General features: G+C 74.0%; 20 protein-coding genes and 1 pseudogene. 17 read left to right on the forward strand and 4 right to left on the reverse strand.

Annotation, left to right across the window (positions count from 1 at the left end):
- Both E4P40_RS17365 and E4P40_RS17370 read left to right on the forward strand, forming a co-directional pair.
- Nucleotides 1–238, forward strand: a pseudogene (locus E4P40_RS17365) (ABC transporter ATP-binding protein); the annotation flags it as partial.
- Nucleotides 235–1359 carry an oligopeptide/dipeptide ABC transporter ATP-binding protein gene (locus E4P40_RS17370; protein ID WP_135159754.1) on the forward strand — a complete coding sequence of 375 codons (1125 nt, stop codon included), beginning with the start codon at nt 235–237 and terminating at the stop codon, nt 1357–1359. The pseudogene E4P40_RS17365 and the gene E4P40_RS17370, both read left to right, overlap by 4 nt.
- Nucleotides 1360–1363: 4 nt before the next feature.
- Here the strand turns inward: E4P40_RS17370 and E4P40_RS17375 are convergent, their stop codons facing one another.
- Entirely contained in the window at nt 1364–1732 is a 369-nt protein-coding gene (locus tag E4P40_RS17375) for a Rieske (2Fe-2S) protein (RefSeq protein WP_135159755.1), read from the reverse strand.
- Nucleotides 1733–1846: 114 nt separating this feature from the next.
- Between E4P40_RS17375 and E4P40_RS17380 the strand changes: the two genes are divergently transcribed.
- Together E4P40_RS17380 and E4P40_RS17385 are read left to right on the forward strand one after the other, a co-directional pair.
- Nucleotides 1847–3907 (forward strand): TPM domain-containing protein, encoded by a 2061-nt coding sequence (locus tag E4P40_RS17380; protein WP_245160404.1) that lies wholly within the window; start codon nt 1847–1849, stop codon nt 3905–3907.
- A 78-nt stretch (nt 3908–3985) separates the two neighbouring features.
- The gene (locus E4P40_RS17385; protein WP_135159756.1) at nt 3986–4765 is read left to right on the forward strand and encodes a VOC family protein; all 780 of its coding nucleotides are present in this window, start codon (nt 3986–3988) and stop codon (nt 4763–4765) included.
- On the opposite strand, the gene E4P40_RS17390 is transcribed toward E4P40_RS17385, so the two are convergent.
- The 3 genes from E4P40_RS17390 to E4P40_RS17400 are packed head-to-tail and all read right to left on the reverse strand — an operon-like array spanning nt 4762 to nt 7194.
- The gene (locus tag E4P40_RS17390; protein ID WP_135159757.1) at nt 4762–5190 is read right to left on the reverse strand and encodes a PPOX class F420-dependent oxidoreductase; all 429 of its coding nucleotides are present in this window, start codon (nt 5188–5190) and stop codon (nt 4762–4764) included. The two genes, E4P40_RS17385 and E4P40_RS17390, sit on opposite strands and share 4 nt — an antisense overlap.
- Nucleotides 5187–6155 carry a pirin family protein gene (locus E4P40_RS17395; RefSeq protein ID WP_135159758.1) on the reverse strand — a complete coding sequence of 323 codons (969 nt, stop codon included), beginning with the start codon at nt 6153–6155 and terminating at the stop codon, nt 5187–5189. The genes E4P40_RS17390 and E4P40_RS17395 overlap by 4 nt, the downstream gene beginning before the upstream one ends.
- 25 nt (nt 6156–6180) lie before the next feature.
- On the reverse strand, nt 6181–7194 hold the full coding sequence (locus tag E4P40_RS17400) for a pirin family protein (protein WP_135159759.1): 1014 nt from the start codon (nt 7192–7194) through the stop codon (nt 6181–6183).
- 120 nt (nt 7195–7314) lie between these two features.
- On the opposite strand from E4P40_RS17400, the gene E4P40_RS17405 reads away from it, so the two are divergent.
- From E4P40_RS17405 to E4P40_RS17455, 13 genes are all read left to right on the forward strand, one after another.
- Complete coding sequence (locus E4P40_RS17405) at nt 7315–8343, forward strand: methylenetetrahydrofolate reductase C-terminal domain-containing protein (protein ID WP_209305382.1); 1029 nt, start codon at nt 7315–7317, stop codon at nt 8341–8343.
- Nucleotides 8340–9119, forward strand: a complete 780-nt coding sequence (locus E4P40_RS17410; RefSeq protein ID WP_245160405.1) for a methyltransferase domain-containing protein — start codon at nt 8340–8342, stop codon at nt 9117–9119. Before E4P40_RS17405 ends, E4P40_RS17410 begins: the two co-directional genes overlap by 4 nt.
- A 50-nt stretch (nt 9120–9169) precedes the next feature.
- A complete protein-coding gene (locus tag E4P40_RS28590; RefSeq protein ID WP_245160406.1) occupies nt 9170–9766 on the forward strand; it encodes a helix-turn-helix domain-containing protein in 597 nt (198 codons plus the stop codon).
- On the forward strand, nt 9763–11058 hold the full coding sequence (locus tag E4P40_RS17415) for an MFS transporter (RefSeq protein ID WP_167762279.1): 1296 nt from the start codon (nt 9763–9765) through the stop codon (nt 11056–11058). The genes E4P40_RS28590 and E4P40_RS17415 overlap by 4 nt, the downstream gene beginning before the upstream one ends.
- 45 nt (nt 11059–11103) lie before the next feature.
- Nucleotides 11104–12735, forward strand: coding sequence for a circularly permuted type 2 ATP-grasp protein (locus E4P40_RS17420; protein WP_135159761.1), 1632 nt, complete (start codon nt 11104–11106; stop codon nt 12733–12735).
- A complete protein-coding gene (locus E4P40_RS17425) occupies nt 12729–13679 on the forward strand; it encodes an alpha-E domain-containing protein (protein WP_135159762.1) in 951 nt (316 codons plus the stop codon). The genes E4P40_RS17420 and E4P40_RS17425 overlap by 7 nt, the downstream gene beginning before the upstream one ends.
- Nucleotides 13676–14581, forward strand: a complete 906-nt coding sequence (locus E4P40_RS17430; protein ID WP_135159763.1) for a transglutaminase family protein — start codon at nt 13676–13678, stop codon at nt 14579–14581. Before E4P40_RS17425 ends, E4P40_RS17430 begins: the two co-directional genes overlap by 4 nt.
- 15 nt (nt 14582–14596) lie before the next feature.
- Nucleotides 14597–16408, forward strand: a complete 1812-nt coding sequence (locus tag E4P40_RS17435; protein ID WP_135159764.1) for an ABC-F family ATP-binding cassette domain-containing protein — start codon at nt 14597–14599, stop codon at nt 16406–16408.
- A gap of 230 nt (nt 16409–16638) precedes the next feature.
- A complete protein-coding gene (locus E4P40_RS29375; protein ID WP_209305383.1) occupies nt 16639–16791 on the forward strand; it encodes a response regulator in 153 nt (50 codons plus the stop codon).
- The gene (locus E4P40_RS28600) at nt 16788–16931 is read left to right on the forward strand and encodes a response regulator transcription factor (RefSeq protein ID WP_209305384.1); all 144 of its coding nucleotides are present in this window, start codon (nt 16788–16790) and stop codon (nt 16929–16931) included. The genes E4P40_RS29375 and E4P40_RS28600 overlap by 4 nt, the downstream gene beginning before the upstream one ends.
- Nucleotides 16932–17005: 74 nt before the next feature.
- Nucleotides 17006–19888 (forward strand): Na+/H+ antiporter subunit A, encoded by a 2883-nt coding sequence (locus E4P40_RS17445; RefSeq protein ID WP_135159765.1) that lies wholly within the window; start codon nt 17006–17008, stop codon nt 19886–19888.
- On the forward strand, nt 19885–20391 hold the full coding sequence (locus tag E4P40_RS17450; protein WP_135159766.1) for a Na(+)/H(+) antiporter subunit C: 507 nt from the start codon (nt 19885–19887) through the stop codon (nt 20389–20391). The genes E4P40_RS17445 and E4P40_RS17450 overlap by 4 nt, the downstream gene beginning before the upstream one ends.
- A 5-nt stretch (nt 20392–20396) precedes the next feature.
- A partial coding sequence (locus E4P40_RS17455) for a Na+/H+ antiporter subunit D (protein WP_245160407.1) occupies nt 20397–21766 on the forward strand: 1370 nt, incomplete at its 3' end.

Raw genomic sequence — 21766 nt, forward strand, 5'->3', positions numbered from 1 at the left:
CCGTGGCACGCCGCTCACCCCGATCCGTGGCTCTGCCCGCGACGCCATCCCGTGGGCGGAGGGCTGCGCGTTCGCCCCCCGCTGCGACAACGCGCAGGACGACTGCCTCACCGAGGTGTCGGGCAGCGTCGTCCCGCTGGAGTACGACGGCCCCGGCCGTCAGCTGCGCTGCCGCCACCCGTTGGAGTACCCGCCTCCTGTGGCCTCCGGTGCGACCGCCTACGGAGCCGCCCGATGACCGAGCCGCTGCTGCGCGTCCAGGGCCTGAAGGTGCACTTCCCGATCAGGCGGGGGATCTTCTTCGACAAGACGGTCGGGTACGTCCGCGCGGTGGACGGCGTGGACCTCGCCATCGACCGCGGGTCGACGTACGGGCTGGTCGGGGAGTCCGGCTGCGGCAAGTCGACGCTGGGCCGCGCCATCCTGCGCCTGGTCGAGCCGACCGCCGGCGAGGTGCTCTTCGACGGCACCGACGTGGCCTCGCTGAAGGGCGAGCCGCTGCGGCACATGCGCCGGCGCATGCAGATGGTCTTCCAGGACCCGCTGGGCAGCCTCGACCCACGGCAGAACGTCGAGTCGCTGCTGTCGGAGCCGCTCCGGGCGCACGGCCTGGGCGGCGGGACGACGGGGATCGCGGAGAAGATCCGCGGCCTCCTGGACGCCGTCGGCCTGCCGTCGGCCGCGCTGCGCCGGTACCCGCACGAGTTCTCCGGCGGCCAGCGGCAGCGCATCGGGATCGCCCGCGCCATCGCGCTGGAGCCGGACCTGCTGATCGCCGACGAGCCGGTCTCCGCCCTCGACGTGAGCGTGCAGGCGCAGGTGCTCAACCTGCTCGAGGAGCTGCAGCAGCGGCTCGGGCTCACCTTCCTCGTCATCGCCCACGACCTGGCGGTGGTGCGGCACATCAGCGACGTCGTCGGGGTCATGTACCTCGGTTCGCTGGTCGAGCAGGCGCCCGCGGACGACCTGTACGAGCAGCCGCTGCACCCCTACACGCGCGCGTTGATGAGCGCCGTCCCCGTGCCCGATCCCGTCGTCGAGGAGCACCGCGAGCGGATCCTGCTCGCCGGTGACCTGCCGTCGCCGGCGAACCCGCCGAGCGGCTGCCGGTTCCACACCCGCTGCCCGTGGCGGCAGGAGACCCGGTGCGACGACGAGGTGCCGGTGCTGCGCGAACTCGCGCCGGGGCGGCTGGTCAGCTGCCACTGGGCCGAGGAGATCCGCGACGGTCTGCTGCAGCCGAAGTCGGCAGAGGAGGTCGCGGCCATCATGGGCGTCAACGTCCGCGCGACCGGGGCGGAAGCGATCGAGACCGACGCGCTGGTGCAGGGCGTGGACGCGCCGATCGAACGGACCTGATCTCTTAGTCCAGCACGAGGTCGTCCCCCCGCCGGACCGCTCGGCGAACCCGGAGCCGCGCGATCCGGCCGAGCAGTTCCACGAGCTGCGTGTAGCCCGGCGTCGGGCCGTGGTAGCCGAGGAAGCCCCTGGGCCCCTCGACCATCTCGCCGGTCCGGACGTCGTAGCGGCTGTGGTGCCACGGGCAGACCAGGCATCCGTCGGCGTCGATGCTGCCCTCGGACAGGTCGGCCAGCTGGTGGCGGCAGCGGCGGGACACCGCGAAGTAGCTGTCCGCGCCCGCCGATCCGCGGTTGCCCACCGCCCAGTCGCCGGCGCGGCGGACCACCCCGGGCGGCAGGTCGGCGGCGGGCAGGCGGTCGGGTTCGGACACTGGCACTCCTCGGTTCCGGGACGGCGGCTCCCGCCCTACCCCGTGCGGCGCGGCCGGACGCCTGCCGCGTCGGTACTGTCGATCACCAGAACCGTTCCCGCTCAGGAGGTGGCCGTGCGCCGGCTGTTGGTCGTCCTGGGCGTGTCCGCCCTGCTCGTGCTGTCGGGCGGGCCCGCGATGGCCGACGCCCCCTTCCGGCTCGAGGAGCAGGTGGTCGACCAGGTCGGTGCGCTGAGCGGCAACGAGGCCCAGGTCGAGGAGGCCATCGAGCAGCTCGAGGCCGAGGACGGCACGCTGCTGTTCGTCGTGTTCGTCAACAGCTTCGACGGCGCCACCGGCAACGACTGGGTGGAAGCGACCGCAGAGCTGTCGCAACTGGGGTCGAACGACGCCCTCCTGGCCGTCGCCGTCGTCGACGGCGCGTACGGCACCTACGTCCCGGCGAACTCGTCCGTGACCGACGAACTCGTCGGGCAGGAGGTCCGGCCGGCGTTCCGGGAGGGTGACTTCGCGGGCGGTGTCGTCGCCTTCGCCGATCTGCTGGGCGCCGACGGCGACGCGGGCGGCACGGCGGAGGAGTCCGACGGCGGCTCGGGCGGCGGGGGTGCGCTGCTCGTCATCGGCGGTGTCGCCGTCGTCGGTGGCGGCGTCTACCTGGTGAGCCGGTCGCGGCGGCGCGCCCGCGAGGCCCTGCCCCCGCCGGTGAAGCGGCTGGAGAAGGCCGATCCCTACGCCGGGGAGAGCACCGAGCAGCTGCAGTTCCGCGCGAGCCAGGCGCTGCTGGAGCTCGACGAGGCGATGAAGACCTCGCAGCTCGACCTCGACTACGCCCGCGCCCAGTACGGCGCCGACGCCGTCGGCGGCTTCGACAAGGCGGTGGCGACGTCCCGGGACGAACTGTCCCGCGCGTTCACCCTCCGCCAGCAGCTCGACGATGGCATGGGCGGGCGGGAGACCGGCATGGACGAGCCGACCACCCGGCAGATGCTGGGGGAGATGCTGCGGCTCACCGCGGCGGCCGACGCGCGGCTGGACGAGCAGGCCGGGGCGTTCGCCCGGCTGCGGGACCTGGAGAACACCGCTCCCCAGGTGCTGGAGGCCCTCGCCCCGCGGATCGCCGAGCTGCGCGGCCGGATCCCGCAGGAGGAGCAGCGGCTGGCCGGGCTGCGGGAGCGGTTCGCCCCGTCGGCCCTGGCGCCGGTCGCGGACAACGTCTCGGAGGCGCAGGCTCGCCTCGCCGCCGCCGAGCAGGAGGTCAACGAGGCGCTCGACGCCCTCGGCGCCGGCCGGCCGGGGGACGCCGTCGGCGACATCCGGGCCGCCGAGGACGCCGTCGCGCAGACCACCACCCTGCTCGACGCCGTCGGTCGGCTGGCCGCCGACCTCGATGCGGCCGCGGAGCGCGTCGCCGACGTGCGCGCGGAGACGGAGAAGGACCTCGCCGAGGCCCGCGCGCTGGCCGGCTCGGGTGACGGCAGCGGGCTGCGGCCCCAGATCGCCCGCGCCGAGGCCGCGCTGACGAGTGCCGACGCGCTGCTGCGCCCGGCCGACGGCTCGCCGGCCGACCCGCTGGCGGCGTTGCGGCAGCTCGAGGAGGCCGACATCGCGCTGGAGCAGACGCTGTCGGTGGCCCGCGACGCCCAGACCCAGATCCGCCGGGCGGCGGCCGCCCTCGACCAGGCGCTGCTCACCGCCCGCTCGACGATCGCGGCGGCGGCCGACTTCATCGACACCCGTCGCGGCGCCGTCGGACCGGACGCCCGCACCCGCCTGGCCGAGGCGCAGCGGCACCTCGAGGTCGCCGTCGACATGGGGCGCGACGACCCCGTCCTGGCTCTGCGCGAGGCGCACCAGGCCGCCACCATGGCGCAGTCGGCGCTCGACCTGGCGCAGGACGACGTCTCGCAGTGGTCCGGCGGGGGCTACGGCGGCGGGTTCGGCGGCCCCGGCGGGTTCGGCGGCGGCTACGGCGGGGGCTACCGCCGCGGCGGCGTCGACCTCGGCAGCCTCGTGCTCGGCGGCATCCTCGCCGGCGGCAGCCGCGGCGGGTTCGGTGGCGGCTTCGGCGGCGGAGGTGGGTTCGGCGGTGGCCGCGGCTCCGGCGGCGGAGGTCGCCGGTCCGGTGGAGGGAGCTTCGGGGGTGGCGGGGGCCGCAGCGGCGGTGGTCGCTTCTAGACCGTGCGCGTCTGCGCCACTGGGAACTGTCGGTGCCTGGTGGGACGGTCTCCTCCCCACTTCCACGAGGAGGACGACATGCCCACACGCGACACGCCGTGGCCGAACGGAACCCCCTGCTGGGTCGACCTCGGCGCTGACGACCTCGACGCCACGAAGGCCTTCTACTCGGCCGTCTTCGGCTGGGAGTACAGCGGCGGCGAGCCGGAGTTCGGCGGCTACCTCACCATCCTGCGCAACGGGCGGATGGCCGGCGGCATGGGCCCGCAGATGGACCCGGACGACCCCGCGCGCTGGACGACGTACTTCGCCGCCGACGATGCCGCGGCGACCGCTGCCCGTATCGAGGACGCCGGCGGACGGGTGGTCGTCGAGCCGATGGAGGTCGGGCCGATGGGCACGATGGTCATCGCGATCGATCCCCAGGGCAATCCGTTCGGGCTGTGGCAGTCCGGCATGAACACCGGCGTGCAGATCCACGACGAGCCGGGCGCGCTGGCGTGGAACGAGGCGATGGTCGACGACACCGCGGCCGCGAAGGAGTTCTACTCCGCCGTGTTCGGGTTCACCTTCGAGCAGATGAGCGCTGAGCTGGCCGGCGAGGGCGCGGACTACTCCATGTTCAGCGCCGGTGCGGACCCGCTGGGCGGCCTGGGTGCCTCGGACCCGAGCATGCCGAAGGGCTGGCTGGCCTGCTTCTCGGTGGCGTCGGCCGACGAGGCGGTGGCCGTGGTGGAGGCGAGGGGGGGCAAGGTCGTCATGCCTCCGGAGGACACGCCTTTCGGGCGCTTCGCCATCGTCGAGGACCCGTGGGGAGCGCCGTTCGAGGTCCTGGAGGTCCAGCCGGCCGCCGCCTAACCGCGGAACTGGCCGTAGGTGCGCTCCGGCCGGAACCGCACGACGAGTCGGCGGTCGGCCACCATGGCAGCGCGGTATTCGTCCCAGTCGGGGTGCTCGCCTGCCGTCCCGCGGTAGTAGGCGATGAGCTCCTCGACCGTGGGGTCGTGCGGATCCGCCGCGACCGGGGTGAGCTCCGCGGTGCCCTCGACGGCGACCCAGGTCCAGAAGTCCCTCGACGCCACGTGGAGGGTCACCCGGGGGTCGTCCCGGAGGTACCGCGTCTTTGCCCGGCCGTCGGTCACCGAGATGCGGACGACGTCGGCGTCCCGGTCGTAGGCGTAGCCCACGTTGGACAGGTGCGGGCGGCCGTCGGGCTGGACGGCCGCCAGCACACCCCAGTGGTGCTCGGCCACGAAGCCGAGCAACCGGTCGTCGACGCTCACCGCTCCCGCCCGCGCGGCTTGAGCGGCACCGGCGGCAGCGGTGGCGCCTCGAGCCGGGCACCGTCGAAGCCGACAACGGCGCCGAACCGGTCGGACTGGGCGTTCCACTGCTCGGCGTAGTCGGCGATCTCCTCGCCGGTGCGGCCGACGAAGTTCCACCACATCACCAGCCGCTCCTCGAACGGCTCGCCGCCGAGCAGGAGCAGCTTGCTCCCCTCGGCCGCGCTCAGCCGCAGCGAGGTCCGGCCGGTGCCGAGATAGAGCATCGCCCCCCGGCCGAGCGGTGCGCCTTCCACCGTGACCGCACCCGACGAGGCCAGCAGGCCGTACTCGAAGTCCGGCTCCAGGGGCACCTCGACGTCGGCGCCGGCCGAGAGGTCCAGGTCGACGCCGACCAGCGGGGTGTAGGCGGCCCCGGGCGACGTGGCCCCGCCGAAGGACCCCATCAGCACGGTGGTCGTCAGGCCGTCCGACGTCCAGCCCGGCAGTGTCGCGTGGTGCTCGAAGTCGGGGGTGGTGTCGCGGTGGGCGTCGGGCAGGGCCACCCAGAGCTGGGCCCCGTGCAGGAAGCGCGGGTGCGCGTGAGGCGACTGCTCGGAGTGCGCGATGCCGTGGCCGGCGGTCATGAGGGCGAGCTGGCCGGGGCCGAACCGCACGTCGCTGCCGAGGGAGTCCCGGTGGTGCACCTCCCCCTCGAGCAGCCACGACACCGTCTGCAGCCCGGTGTGCGGGTGCGGCGCCACCTGCATCCCCGACCCGTCGGCGATGTCGTCGGGGCCGTAGTGGTCGACGAAGGCCCAGGCGCCGACCATCCGCCGTCCGAGGGTGGGCAGCAACCGGCGCACGTGGGTGCTCTCGCCGAGGATCACGTCCTTGCCCGGCAGGAGGTCCAGCACCGGGCGAGCGGTGGTGCCGTCGAGCCCTCCCAGTTCCCGGGCGGCGGGGCGGCGGTCCAGGTTGCTCATCGCGGTCCCTCTGCTCGGGTGGCCGTCAGGCCTCGGGGGTCTGCCCAGTCTCGCCCCGGACGGCCCCGTGCGGAACGTCCCGGCGCGAGTACTGGGCAGGAACGGAGCCGAGCCGGCCGGCCTGGAAGTCGGTGAACGCGTCCATGACCTCCTGGCGGGTGTTCATGACGAACGGCCCGTACATGGCGATCGGCTCACGGATCGGTGCGCCGCCGAGGATCACGACGTCGAGGGCGGGGGTCCGCGACTCCTGATGCACCGCGCCGTTGACGGTCACCGTGTCACCGGGGCCGAGGACGGCGAGCTGGCCGGTGCGGATCGGCGCGCCGTCGATGCCGACCGAACCGGCGCCGGAGAGCACGTAGACCAGGGCGTTGAAGTCCGGCCGCCACGGCAGGTCGAGGGTCGCGCCGGGGGAGATGGTCGCGTGGACCATCGCCATCGGCGTGTACGTCGAGCCGGGGCCGAGTTGGCCGGCGACGTCGCCCGCGATCACCCGCAGGAATGCTCCGGCGTCGGGGCTCGCGAGCAGCACCGACTCGTCGGCACGCAGGTCCTGGTAGCGCGGCTCCACCCACTTCTGCGCCATGGGCAGGTTCACCCACAGCTGCAGGCCGTGGAAGAGGCCGCCGCTGAGGACGAGGTGCTCCGGCGGACGCTCGATGTGCAGGACCCCGCCGCCGGCGGTCATCCACTGGGTGTCGCCGTTGGTGATGGTGCCGCCGCCGCCGTGGGAGTCGGCGTGCTCGAAGGTGCCGTCGATGATGTAGGTGACGGTCTCGAAGCCGCGGTGCGGGTGCCACGACGTGCCCTTGGGCTCGCCCGGCGCGTACTCGACCTCGCCCATCTGGTCCATGTGGATGAACGGGTCCAGCTCGCGGAGGTCGACACCGGCGAAGGCGCGGCGGACCGGGAAGCCCTCGCCCTCGAAGCCGGACGGCGCGGTCGTGACCGTGCGGACCCGGCGGCGGACCGTGCCGGGCGGGGGAACGGGGACGCGGGGGAGGGTGGTGGTGTCCTCGACGGTCACGGCAGGCATGCCGGCCTCCTTGGTTGAGGTCTCAACTAGTGCAGACGGTAACCCTGTTCACCGACGATGTCTTCCCCCATCGGCGTCCCTGGTGGTTTCGCTCCCGCCGAGAACGGTCAGGCCCCTGCGATGGAGCCCGAGTCCGCCGTCGCCGGCCGGCTCGGCTGTCCCAAGCGGATGGTCTTCGGGCCCTGCGGTGGCGTCCGCGACGACGAGCGCTGCGAGCTGGGGGAGCACCGCTGCGTCTTCGTCGGCGCTCCGCTCGTGACGTGGCCCGGGGCGCCGGCGCCGCGCCCTGCGGCGCAGCCCGGAGGTCTGCTGGCGCGGGCCGCCGCGGGTCCCGTCGTGCTGGTCGATCTGTCCGTCCGTCCCTTCGACACCGGCTCCGTGCGCCGCGTGGTCGGCATCCTGCGCGGCGTCTCGGACGCGCTGCTCGTGGGCGAGCACGCCAACCGCCCGGACTTCCCGCCGACGATGGTCGCGGCGGAGGTCCTGGACGCCGGCGGTCGGGTCTGGACGACCCTGACCTGCCGCGACCGCAACCGGCTGGTGCTGGAGCAGGAGCTGGTCGGGCTCGCCGCGCTCGGCGTCGACGGCGTCCTCTGCGTCACCGGTGACGGGCGCGGGCCCGGCGTCCGTCGGGGCGCGAGCCAGGTGTTCGACCTCGACGGTGTCCGGCTGGCCGCGCTGGCCGCCGGGACCGGGCTGCCGGTCGCCGTCCCCGAGTCACCGGAGGCGCCCCCGGTCGCCCTGCGGCCGGCCCGGGTCGCCCAGAAGGAGCGGGCCGGGGCACAGCTGTGCGTGCTCAACCACGTGAGCAGCCCGGCGCGGGTCGGGCAGTTCGTGGCAGCCGCGCGCGACGCCGGCGCGACCCTCCCGTTCGTCGCGGGAGTCGCCGTCTACACCGACGAACCGTCGGCACGGGTCCTGCAGCGCTTCCCCGGCCTGCACCTGGACGGCGACGTCGTGGAGCGGGTCCTCGCGGCCCCCGACCCGCGGGAGGCCGGCATCGCGGCCGCCGTCGAGGAGGGACGCGCGCTGCTCGCGGTGCCCGGGGTGGCCGGCGTCAACCTGTCGGGGACTGGCTCGGGCCGGGGCGAGGACGACGGTGCTGCGATCAAGGCCGAGGTGGCCGGACGACTGAGAGGAACGGCGTGACGGGACCCGAGGACGACGCTGCCCCGGCCGACGCCATGGAGGCGGAGTTCGACACCGTCGCCGGCTGGACCGAGGAGGCGGTGCGCGCGCTCGGACCCGAGCATGCGATCCCGGCCGGGTGCCGGGGTACCGGCAGCGAGGGTGCGATGCGCTGGCTCGCCGACCGGCTGGCCCTCGAGCCCGGCACCCGGTTCCTGGACGCCGGCGCGGGGGTCGGCGGACCGGCCGGATGGCTGGCGCAGGAGCGGGAACTCCGGCCGGTCTGCGCCGAGCCGATGGTCGCCGCCGTCCGGGCGAGCCGCAGGCTCTTCGGTCTGCCGTCGGTCGTGGCGGTGTCCCAGCGGCTGCCGTTCGCCGACGGCTCCTTCGAGGCCGCCTGGTGCCTCGGCGTCCTGTGCACGACCTCGGACAAGGCGGGCGCACTCGCCGACCTGCGCCGGACCATGACCGAGGGCGGCCGGCTCGGCCTCCTGGTCTTCGTCGCCGACGCGCCGCTGCCGCCGCCCCTGCCGGAGGGCAACGACTTCCCGTCGGAGGACGAGCTGCGCCGCCTCCTGGCCGGCGCCGGCTTCCGGCTCGAGGAGTTCGCCGACGCCGACCTCGGGGACAGCCCGGAGGAGTGGACCCGCCGGGCGGACGCGGTCCAGGCCGAGGTGGCCCGGCGGCACGGGGCGGACCCGGCGTTCCAGCAGGCCGAGGAGAACTCCGGCCGGGTCGGCCGGCTCCTGTCGCACGGCGCACTGCGCGCCTGGCTCGGTGTTGCCGTCGCCCACTGACCGCAAAGAAACACTTGCAAAGGAGTCTTTGCGCTCCTACGGTCTCCAGCGTGGCCGACGAGAAACCGCTGGAGCACGCCGTCCAGGTGACCGACGTGCGCGCCCTCCGAGCGCTGTCCCACCCGCTGCGCAACCGCCTGCTGGGGCTGCTCCGCCTGAACGGGCCGGCCACCGCCAGCCAGCTCGGGCGGACGGTCGGGGAGAGCAGCGGCTCGACCAGCTACCACCTGCGCCAGCTCGCCGCCTACGGCTTCGTCGAGGAGGCCGAGGGGCACGGCAACGCCCGCGAGCGCTGGTGGCGGGCGCGGCACCGCATGACCAGCTGGCAGGCCGCCGACGTCGTCGCGCAGGACGGCGGCGCCGAGGTGCAGGACGAGATGACCCGCCTGCAGCTCGACGGTCACGCGCGCGTCCTCGATGCGTGGCACGAGCAGAAGGAGCAGCTCGACCCCGCCTGGACCGCCGCGGCCTCGGTCAACGACTACGCGCTGCGGTTGCGCCCCGACCAGGCCCGGGCGCTGGCCGAGGAGCTCGACGCCGTCGTCTCGCGGTGGATGCACGAGCACCCGGCGGACGTCTCCGCCGAGGGCACCGAGCTGGTCGCCGTCCTCGCCGACGTGGTGCCGCTGACGGAGTGGCCGACGTGAGCGCGCCGACCACGGTCCGCTCGGCCACCCGCCGGCTCGTCGGCCTGACCGCCCTGCGCTGGCTGCCCGTCGGGCTCACGACACCGATCACCGTGCTCCTCGCGCAGGCCCGCGGCCTCTCCCTCGCCGAGATCGGGCTGCTGTTCACCGTGCACGGCGTCGTCGTCATGGTCCTGGAGCTGCCGACCGGCGGGTTGGCCGACGTCCTCGGCCGCCGGCCCGTCGTGGTCGTCGGCGCGCTGCTGCACCTCGTGTCCTGCGTCGTCTACGCGACGGCGACGTCCTTCGCCGGCTTCCTGGTCGGCGTCCTGCTGCTGGGGCTCGGCAGGGCGCTGGACTCGGGGCCGGTCGAGGCCTGGTACGTCGACACCGTCCACCGCATCGACCCCGGTGCCGACGTGGCCCCCGGCCTGGCCCGCCACTCCGCGGCCGACGGCGCCGGCCTGGCGCTGGGGGCGGTGATCGGTGGCCTGCTGCCGGGGCTTCTCGGCGGCGTCGGCGGCGAGGCGCTGGCGGTCCCGTACCTGGCGGCCGCGGCGCTCGACCTGCTGTTCGTGGTCGCCGTCCTCCGGCTGCTGACCGAGGACCGGCCACCGCGGGAGGGGACGGTGCGCAGCGCCCTCGCCGAGGGCGCCCGGGCCGTGCCCGCGACCGTGACCGGCGCGGTGCGGCTCTCGCTCACCGACGGCCCGATGCGGCTGGTCCTGCTGGTCACGGCCGTGGGCGGGGTCGGGCTCGTCGCCTGCGAGCTGCTCGGCCCGGGGCGGTTCGCCGACCTCGCCGGCAGCCGGGACGACGGGGCCGCGGTGTTCGGCACCGTCCTGGCGCTCTCCTTCGCCGCCGCCGCCGTCGGCGCGATGGGGGCCACGGCGCTGCGCCGGCTGCTGCGCGGGTCCACGCGGGTCACCTGCGCGGCGCTGACCCTGCTGGGAGCGGGCGCGATCGCCGTCCTGGCCGGGCCGGACGTCCTCGTCGCCGCCGCCGTCGGCTTCGCCGCCTACTACGTCGCGCACGGCGCGACCTGGCCGCTGCTGAGCGCCGTCCTGCACTCGCGCGTGACCGCCGCCCACCGGGCCACGGCCGTCTCGGCGATGTCGCTGGCGATGATGCTCGGCGGGATTGTCGGCAACGTCGGCGTCTCCTGGCTCACCACCGCGTTCGGCGAGGACGCGGCGTTCCTCACCGTCGCCGGCGTCGTCCTCCTCGGTGCGCTCGCCTGCCTGCGACTGCCGCGGAACGCCCCGGCGGAGGTGCCGGAGGACGTCGAGGGCGCGCCCGCCGGCGTGGTCTGACGCCTCGAAACGCGCGGGACACACGCCGGAACTAGGTTCGCCTCCATGGCGGACCTCTTCGACGGCTACTCCCTCGGGGAGCAGTGGGACGAGATGTTCGGCGGGGCGTCCGAACCGCGGGCCGCCTATGCCGGGCTCTACGCCTCGCTGCAGCCCATGGCGGGCGAGGAGCTCGCGGCCCGCGCCGACGTGCTGAGCCAGACCTACCGCGACGCCGGGGTCACGTTCGCCCACGCCGGCGAGGAGCAGCCGTTCCCGCTCGACATCGTGCCGCGCGTCATCGGCGCGGAGGAATGGGCGGTCATCGAGCGCGGCGTCGCCCAGCGGGTGCACGCCCTCGAGGCGTTCCTCGCCGACGTCTACGGCCCGGGGCAGGTCTTCACCGACCGGGTCGTGCCGCGCAGCGTGATCACCACGAGCTCGCACTTCCACCGGCAGGCGCACGGACTGGTGCCGCCGAACGGCGTCCGTGTGCACGTCTCGGGCATCGACCTCGTCCGGGACGAGGCCGGCGACTTCCGGGTGCTCGAGGACAACCTCCGCTCGCCGTCGGGCGTCAGCTACGTCATCACCAACCGCGCCGCGATGAGCCAGGTGCTCCCCGAGCTGTTCGCCGACCACCGCATCCAGCCGGTCGCCGACTACCCGAGCAGGCTGCTGGCCGCGCTGAAGGCGTCGGCGCCGCCGAACGTCGCCGAGCCGACGGTCGTCGTCCTCACCCCGGGCGTCTACAACTCCGCGTACTTCGAGCACGCGCTGCTCGCCCGCCAGATGGGTGTCGAGCTGGTCGAGGGCCGCGACCTGGTCTGCGCCGGCAACCAGGTGAGCATGCGGACGACGGACGGCCAGCAGCGCGTCGACGTCATCTACCGCCGCATCGACGACGAGTTCCTCGACCCGGTGCACTTCCGGCCCGACTCGGTGATCGGCTGCGCCGGCGTGCTGAACGCCGCGCGCGCGGGCCGGGTGACGATCGCCAACGCCGTCGGCAACGGCGTCGCCGACGACAAGCTGCTCTACACGTGGGTGCCCGACCTGATCCGCTACTACCTGGGCGAGGAGCCGGTGCTGGCCAACGCCGACACCTACCGGCTCGACCAGCGCGACACCGTCGAGTGGGTGCTGGAGTCCCTCGACCAGCTGGTGCTCAAGCCGGTCGACGGGTCGGGCGGCAAGGGCATCGTCATCGGGCCGAAGGCCGACGAGAAGACGCTGAACGAGCTGGCGGTCAAGGTGCGGGCCACGCCGCGGGACTGGATCGCGCAGAAGCCGATCGGGCTGTCGACCTGCCCGACGCTCATCGGCGGCCGGATCGCGCCGAGGCACGTCGACCTCCGGCCGTTCGCGATCAACGACGGCGAGAAGGTGTGGGTGCTGCCCGGTGGGCTGACCCGCGTCGCGCTGCCGGAGGGCGAGCTGGTCGTGAACTCCAGCCAGGGCGGCGGCTCCAAGGACACCTGGGTGCTCAGCCCGCCGCGTCAGGCAGGCGGGGTCGGTGGGGAGGACGGCACGGAGCCGGACCTGACCCGCATCGAGTTCACCTCCGCCGACCTGCCCGAGGACCCGCCGGCGCAGGACCCCGGTCCGCTGGGCGACACCGTCGTCGGCCAGTCCCAGCAGCAGCAGCAGACAGGTGCCGAAATGGCCATTTCGGCACCTGGGGGGACGCCGTGCTGAGCCGGATCGCGGAGTCGCTGTTCTGGATCGGCCGCTACGTCGAGCGGGCCGACGACACCGCCCGCATCCTCGACGTGCACACCCAGCGCCTGGTCGAGGACCCGTGGATCCACGAGCGACGGGCCTGCGCCAACCTGCTCGCGCTCATGGGGTCGCACACGCCCGAGGAGGAGGCGGACACCGAGCGGGTCCTGGCCACGCTCGCGTTCGACCGCACCAGCCCCAGCTCGATCGTCGGCGCGCTGTCAGCGGCGCGGGAGAACGCCCGCGGCGCCCGCGAGGTGCTGTCGGCGGAGATCTGGGAGTCGCTGAACGTCACCCACAATGCGCTGCCCCAGCAGCGCACGATGGCCCGCCGGTACGGCCCGCACTCGCTGTTCCGGTTCGTCCGCGAGCGGTCGGCGATGGTCTTCGGGCTCGCCGACGCCACGATGAGCCGTGACGAGAGCTGGCTGTTCCTCATCCTCGGCCGCTCGCTGGAACGGGTGGACATGACCTCGCGGATCATCTCCACCCGCGTGCTGGCCGGTGACGCGGCGCCGTCCTGGACGCTGGTGCTGCGCTCGACCGGCGCCTACGAGCCGTATCTGCGCACCTACCGGGGCATGGTCAACTCCAGCCGCGCGGCGGAGTTCCTGCTGCTGGACCGGCTGTTCCCGCGGTCGGTGTTCGCCGCGCTGGAGCAGGCCGAGGCGTGCCTGGCCGAGCTCGAGCGGTCGACGATCCGCGACGCCGCGCGCATCGGTGTCACCGGCGAGGCGCACCGGATCGTCGGGCGGGCCCGCACCATGCTGGAGTTCATGAGCACCCCGGACCTGCTGGCCCAGCTGCCGGCCCGGCTGGAGGAGCTGCAGCGCACCTGCTCGGCGGCCAGCGCGGCGGTGACCCACCGGTTCTTCACGGAACAGGCCCCGCAGGTGTGGGTGCCGGAGGAGGCCGGATGAGCCCCACCCGGACGCAGCGGCAGACGCAGGAGACGACCTCCGCGGTCCGGCCGGCGGCGCACCGCTGGCGGCTGCAGATCGTGCACCGCACCCGGTTCCACTACACCGGCCCGGTGCGCTCCTCCTACAACGAGGCGCGCCTCACCCCGGAGAACAGCAACCGCCAGACGACGCTGCGCTCGAAGGTGGAGATCGAGCCGGCCGCCACCGCCTACGCCTACCGCGACTACTGGGGCTCGACGGTCACCGCGTTCGACCTGCACAGCCCGCACGCGGAGCTGGTGGTCACAGGGACGTCGATCGTCGAGGCAGGCCCGGACCTCGCGGGGCACGACCGCGTCGGCTGGAGCGCGCTGGGCGCCCGGGAGGTGCGCGAGCAGTTCGGCGAGCTGCTCACCCCCACCCCGCTCACGGCCATGGACGACGCGGTGGTGGCCGAGGTCCGTGCGGCCGTGGGTGACGCGCACCCGCACGAGGCCGGGCCCGCCGTCTGCCGGTTCGTCGCCGACCACATGGAGTACCTGTCGGGCTCGACGAACGTGAAGACCAACGCGATGCAGGCCTGGACCAAGGGCAAGGGCGTCTGCCAGGACATCTCGCACGTCACCGTCGGCCTGCTCCGCGCCCTCGGCCTGCCGGCCCGCTACGTCTCCGGATACCTGCACCCGAGGCCCAAGGCGGGGATCGGGGAGCCGGTCACCGGTGAGAGCCACGCCTGGGTGGAGTGGTGGGACGGCGGCTGGAACGGCTTCGACCCGACGAACTCGGTCCCGATCGGCACGCGGCACGTCACGCTCGGGCGCGGCCGCGACTACGGCGACGTCCCGCCGTTCAAGGGGCTGTTCTCCGGGCCGAAGAGCGAGGGTCACACCGTGACGGTGGAGGTCACCCGTCTCGCGTGACGGATACTGGACCCGATGAGCACCCCCCTGAACCTGGTCAACTTCGAACGGGTGCACAAGGCCTTCGGCACGACGGTCGTCCTCGACGACGTCTCCCTCGGCGTCGCCGCCGGTGAGCGGATCGGCGTCGTGGGCCGCAACGGCGGCGGCAAGAGCACGCTGCTGTCGCTGCTCACCGGCGCCGACGAGCCCGATTCCGGCCGGGTCACCCGCCGCGGCGACCTCGCGATGGGCGTGCTGGACCAGTCCGGCACGCTCCCGCCGGGGACGACGGTGCGCGACGTCGTCCTCCCGCCGTCGATGTTCGCCGCCGAGCACGAGTGGGCCGGCGACCCCGCCGTCCGCTCGGTGCTGACCGGCCTGGAGCTCGACCGGCTGGGACTGGACGCCCCGGTCGCCCCGATGTCCGGTGGCGAGCGTCGCCGCGTCGCGCTCGCCGCCCAGCTGATCCGTCCCCTGGACCTGCTCGTCCTCGACGAGCCCACCAACCACCTGGACGTCGAGGGCGTCGCCTGGCTGGCGGAGTACGTGCGGGGGCGCGCCGGCGGCCTGGTCGTCGTCACCCACGACCGGTGGTTCCTCGACGAGGTCTGCACCACCACGTGGGAGGTCGCCGACGGCGACGTGCACGCCTACGACGGCGGGTACTCGGCCTACACGCTGGCCCGGGCGGAGCGGGCGCGGATCTCCTCCGTCACCGAGGAGCGCCGGCTCAACCTGGTCCGCAAGGAGCTGGCGTGGCTGCGCCGCGGACCGCCGGCCCGGACGAGCAAGCCGAAGTTCCGGATCGAGGCGGCCCAGGCTCTGATCGCCGACGAGCCGCCGGCCCGCGACTCGATGGCCCTGAAGGGCTTCGCCGCCCGGCGCCTCGGCAAGACCGTCTACGACGTGGAGGACGTCGACTACGCCGTCCCGACCGACGACGGCCCGCGCACCCTGTTCGAGGACCTCACCTGGCACGTGGGCCCGGGGGACCGGATCGGCATCGTGGGGGTGAACGGCGCCGGCAAGACCTCGCTGCTCAGGCTCCTGGTCGGCGAGACGCAGCCGGACGCCGGGAAGGTCGTCGTCGGCCAGACGGTGGCGCCGGCCTACCTCTCGCAGCACGTCACCGAGCTGCCGCCGCGCGCCCGCGTGCTGGAGGCGGTCCAGGACGTCGCCCGCATCGCCCGCATCGGCAACCAGGAGATCTCCGCGTCCACATTGGCCGAGCGGTTCGGCTTCGCGGCCAACCGGCAGTGGACGCCGGTCGGCGACCTCTCCGGCGGCGAGCGGCGGCGCCTGCAGCTGCTGCGCCTGCTGATGGCCGAGCCCAACGTGCTGGTCCTCGACGAGCCGACCAACGACCTGGACATCGACACCCTCACCGCGCTGGAGGACCTGCTCGACAGCTTCCCCGGCACCGTGCTCGTGGTCAGCCACGACCGGTACTTCGTCGACCGGGTGTGCGACAAGGTCGTGGCCCTGCTCGGCGACGGTTCGCTGGCCGAGCTTCCGGGCGGGGTGGAGGAGTACCTGCGCCGGCGCGCGGCGGGCGGGGCGCCGCTGACCACCGCCGCCGGTGCCGAGGTGCTGCCGGTCGGGACGCCGGCGCCGGTGACCGTCTCGGCGGCCGATGCGCGCGCCGCCAAGAAGGAGGCCGGCAGGCTGGAGCGCCGGATGCTCAAGCTGGACGCCGACGAGAAGAAGCTGCACGAGCAGCTCGCCGCCGCGGCCACCGACTACGCGAAGGCCGCCGCCCTGGACGCCGAGCTCAAGGCGGTGCACGCGGAGAAGGAGCAGGTCGAGAACGACTGGCTCGCCGCCACGGAGATCGCCGAGGGCTGACTCGCCGTGCGCCGTCCTGGCTCACCGCAAGGGGTCCTGGCTCACCATCGACGGTGAGCCAGGACCCCTGATGATCAGGTCACCTGATCATCATCAGGCGGCGGAGCTGCCACGCTGGTCGACCGGTCCGTGGTGGCGGCTACCGGGTGCGGGCGTCGTTCCCGCTGCCCGCGGACAAGGCGGCGGTGATGGCATGACGATCCGGGTGGTCCGCCGACGGAGCGGCGGGCGTGCGCGTGGTCACCGAGCAGAAGCCGGACGTCGTGCTGCTCGACGTGCGCATGCCCGGGATGGACGGGCTGGAGGCCGCCCGGCGGATCCTCGCCGCCGACCTGCCGACGCGGGTCGTCGCCTCACCACCTTCGACGAGGACGAGTACGTGACCGCCGCGCTCCGGGCGGGCCTGGGCGAGGCCACCGTCGAGACGCACGTCAGCCGGATCCTGCTGGAGCTCGGCCTGCGGGACCGGGTGCAGGCGGTCGCCTTCGCCTTCGAGAGCGGGCTCGTCACGCCTGGCCGGTAGCCTGGGAGTACCGCCGCCGGTGTCCCCGCGACGTCTGTGGTCGTCCCCGAGCCCGCGTCGACTCCCGGAGACCCGTGATCCTTTTCCTGCTCCTCCACCTCGCGGCGGCCGTGCTGGCCCCGCTGCTCGTCCGGTGGTGGGGGCGGCAGGCGTTCCTGGTCCTCGCGCTCGTGCCCGCCGCGGCGTTCGGCTGGCTGCTGGGGCAGCTCGGAACGGTCACCGCCGGGAGCGAGGTCCGCGAGACGACGCCGTGGATCCCGGCGCTCGACGTCGACATCGCGCTGCGACTGGACCCGCTCGCACTCGCCTTCGCACTCCTGGTCACCGGGGTCGGTGCGCTGGTGCTCGTCTACTGCGCCCGGTACTTCGGACCCGGGGACGACGGCACCGGCCGGTTCGCCGCGAACCTCACCGCCTTCGCCGGTTCGATGCTCGGCCTCGTCGTGGCCGACGACCTGCTGCTGCTCTACGTGTTCTGGGAGCTCACGACCGTCTTCTCGTTCCTGCTGATCGGTGGCGGCGGCAGCCGGCTGGCGGCCCGGCGCGCGGCCAGCCAGGCGCTGATCCTCACCACCGCGGGCGGGCTCGCGATGCTGGTCGGCGTCCTGCTGATCGGGGAGGCCAGCGGCAGCTACCTGCTGTCGGAGGTGGTCGCCGATCCCGGCAGCGGCACCGGGATGGTGGCCGGCGCCCTGCTCGTGCTGGTCGGCGCGATCACCAAGTCGGCGATGGTGCCGTTCCACTTCTGGCTGCCGGCCGCGATGGAGGCCCCCACCCCCGTCAGCGCGTACCTGCACGCCGCGGCGATGGTGAAGGCCGGCATCTACCTCGTCGCCCGGCTCGCGCCCGGGCTGGCCGACCTGCCCGGGTGGCGACCGGTCGTGCTGGGCCTCGGTGCGGCCACGATGCTCGTCGGCGGGTACCGCGCGCTGCGGCAGACCGACCTCAAGCTGTTGCTCGCCTTCGGCACCGTCAGCCAGCTGGGATTCCTCATGGTCCTGGTGGGCGGCGGGAGCGCGGAGCTGGCCGCCGCCGGCCTGGCGATGACGCTGGCGCACGCCCTCTTCAAGTCGACGCTCTTCCTCACCGTCGGGGTCGTCGACCACGCGACCGGCACCCGCGACCTCCGGCAGCTCTCCGGCCTCGGCCGGCGCCTGCCGGTCCTCGCCTGGATCGGCGGCCTCGCCGCACTGTCGATGGCGGGCGTCCCGCCGCTGCTCGGCTTCGTGGGCAAGGAGGCGGCCTTCACCGCGCTCCTGGAGGGCGGACTGCCCGACCGGACCGCCGCGACGGTCGAACTGGCCGTCCTGGTCGGGGGTTCGGTGCTGACCGCCGCCTACTCCCTCCGGTTCTGGTGGGGCGCGTTCGCCCGCAAGCCGGACCTGCCCGACCCCGCACCGGCCGAACTGGTGCACCCCCCGGGTGCCCTCTTCCTCACCGCCCCGGCGGTCCTTGTGCTGGCCGGGCTGGTGCTCGGCCCCGCCAGCCCGCTGCTGGAACCGCTGGTCGCCGGCTACGCGGAGACGCTGCCGCTGCTGGCGCCCGAGGCGGAGGAGCTGGCCCTGTGGCACGGCTGGCAGCCCGCCCTGCTGCTCTCGGCGATCACCCTGATCGGCGGCGCCGCGCTGTTCGTCGCCCGCACGCAGGTCCTCCGCCTGCAGCGCCGGTACGCCGTCGGCGCCTCGGCGGACGAGGGGTACTGGAACGTCATCCAGGGCCTGGACCGGCTGTCGGTGCTCGTCACCGGCACCACCCAGCGCGGCTCGCTGCCCGCCTACCTCGGCACGATCCTGGTCGTCGTCCTCGCACTGCCCGGCACGCTGCTGATCACCCGCGCCCCCTGGCCCGACGACTGGCGCGCCTGGGACACCCCCGTGCAGGCGCTGGTCGGCGTCGTCGTCCTCGCCGCGGCCGGGATGGCGCTGCGGATCCGCCAGCGGCTGTCGGTCGTGCTCGTCGTCGGCGTCACCGGGTACGGGATGGCGGTCCTCTTCGCGCTGCAGGGGGCGCCCGACCTCGCCCTCACCCAGTTCCTCGTCGAGACGCTCACGCTGGTCACGTTCGTGCTGGTGCTCCGCAAGCTGCCCAAGGACATCATCGAGCGGCACCTCCCCCGCGAACGCGTCGTCCGCGGCGCCATCGCCGTCGCCATGGGCGTGCTCATGGCCTGCGTCGGCGCGGTCGCCCTCGACGTCCGGACGGCGACGCCCGTGTCGGCCGACTACCCGGAGGCGGCCTACGACTTCGGCGGCGGCAAGAACATCGTCAACGTGACCCTCGTCGACATCCGGGCCTGGGACACCCTCGGCGAGATCTCGCTGCTCGTGGTCGCGGCCACCGGCGTCGCCAGCCTGGTCTTCCTCCGGCGCCGGACCGGCGTGGTCGACCGGCTCGGGACCGCCGTCCCGACCGGGGAGACGCCCGCGAGGCGGGGTCCCCGCCGACGCTGGCTGGCCGCGAGCGCGACCCTGCCGCCGGAGCGCCGCTCGGTGGTGCTCGAGGTGATCACCCGGGTGCTGTTCCACACGATCCTGGTGTTCTCGCTGTACCTGCTGTTCTCCGGCCACAACGAGCCCGGCGGCGGGTTCGCCGGCGGGCTGGTCGCCGGCCTCGCGCTCGTGCTCCGCTACCTCGCCGGCGGCCGCTACGAGCTGGGGGAGGCGGCGCCGGTCGACCCCGGTCTGCTGCTCGGCGCCGGCCTGCTCTTCGCCGGCGGCACCGGGGTGGCCGGGCTGCTGCTCGGCGCGGAGGTCCTGCAGACGGCCATCCTCGAGACCACCCTCCCGGTGCTCGGCGACGTGAAGCTCGTGACGTCGCTCTTCTTCGACATGGGGGTCTACCTGATCGTCGTCGGCCTGGTCCTGGACGTGCTGCGCAGCCTCGGCGCGGAGCTCGACCGGCAGGAGGACGAGGGCGACCCGATCGAGGCCCAGCCCGGAGAGGTGATCGTCCGATGACCCCCACCGTCGTCCTGCCGGTGATCATCGGTGGGCTCTACGCCGCCGGGGTGTACCTGCTGCTCGACCGCAGCCTCACCCGCGTCCTGCTGGGGTTCCTGCTGCTCGGCAACGCGACGAACCTGCTGCTGCTCTCCACCGGCGGCGTGGCGGGCCTGGCGCCGATCCTCGGCTACGCCGAGCCCGGGGAGATGAGCGATCCGCTGCCCCAGGCGCTGATCCTGACCGCGATCGTGATCACCTTCGGCGTCTCCGCGTTCGTCCTGGCGATGATCCACCGCTCGTGGGCGCTGGCCCGCAACGAGGCGGTCGGCACCGACGAGGAGGACCGCCGCGTCGCCGGCCGGCTCGGCACGGACGCCGACGAGCTCGACCCCGACGACCTCGCACCCGACGACCGGCCCGCCGGGCACGCCGACAGCTTGTCCCCGCGCCGCCGCCCCACCGTCGACCCCGAGGTGCTCGCCGACGACGTCGACCTCCCGCTGGGGGGCGCCCAGTGATCTCCGTGCTCGCCCCGCTGCCGGTGCTCCTGCCGCTGCTCGGCGCCGCCTGCACGCTGCTGGTCGGCCGCCATCCCGGCGTCCAGCGGTTGGTCAGCCTGGCGGTGCTGACCGCAGTCCTCGCCGTCTCGGTGGCGCTGCTCCTGCAGGCCGACGCCGACGGGGCCACGTCCGTGGCCGTCGGCGGCTGGCCCGTGCCGCTGGGGATCGTGCTCGTCGTCGACCGGCTGTCGGCGCTGATGCTGGTCGTCGCCTCCACAGTCGCGCTCGGCGTCCTCGTGTTCGCGGTCGGGCAGGGCTCGGCCGACGGCGACGAGGAGGGGCCGGTCTCGATCTTCCACCCGACGTTCCTCGTGCTGATCGCGGGCGTGAGCAACGCCTTCCTGGCCGGCGACCTGTTCAACCTCTACGTCGGCTTCGAGATCCTGCTGATGGCCAGCTACGTGCTGCTTACCCTCGGCGGATCCGCGCCCCGGGTGCGGGCCGGCATCACGTACGTGGTCGTCAGCCTCACCAGCTCGCTGATCTTCCTGGCCGCCATCGCGCTGGTCTACGCCGCGACCGGCACCGTCACCATGGCCCAGCTGGCAAACCGCCTCGGCGACCTGCCCGAGGGCACCCAGGTGCTGCTGCAGTCGATGCTGCTGATCGCGTTCTCCATCAAGGCGGCGGTCTTCCCGCTGTCGGCCTGGCTGCCGGACAGCTACCCGACGGCCCCCGCACCTGTCACCGCCGTGTTCGCCGGCCTGCTCACCAAGGTCGGCGTCTACGCGATCATCCGCACCCAGACGCTGCTGTTCCCGGGCGGCGCGCTCGACGACCTGCTGATGTGGGCGGGCCTGGCCACCATGGTCATGGGCATCCTCGGCGCGGTCGCGCAGACCGACATCCGCCGGATGCTGTCCTTCACCCTGGTCAGCCACATCGGCTACATGGTCTTCGGCATCGCCCTGGGGACGGCGGCCGGGCTGGCCGGCGCGATCTTCTACGTCGCCCACCACATCGCGATCCAGACGACGCTCTTCCTCGTCGCGGGGCTCGTCGAGCGGCAGGGCGGGTCGACCTCGGTGGACCGCCTCGGCGGGCTGGCGAAGCGGTCGCCGCTACTGGCGTTCCTCTTCTTCGTCCCGGCGATGAACCTGGCGGGGATCCCGCCACTGTCCGGGTTCATCGGCAAGCTCGGCCTGCTCGAGGCCGGGGTGGCCGACGGCAGCCCGCTCGCCCTCACCCTGGTGGCGGGCGGCGTCGTGACCAGCCTGCTCACCCTGCTGGCCGTCGCCCGCGTCTGGACCCGCGCCTTCTGGCGGCCGCCGACGCAGGAGCCGGCCGCCGACACGGCCGCCGCGGCGGCCAGCGACGCCGGCGGGCGCGCGGA

The organism is Blastococcus sp. CT_GayMR20 (assembly GCF_004570345.1).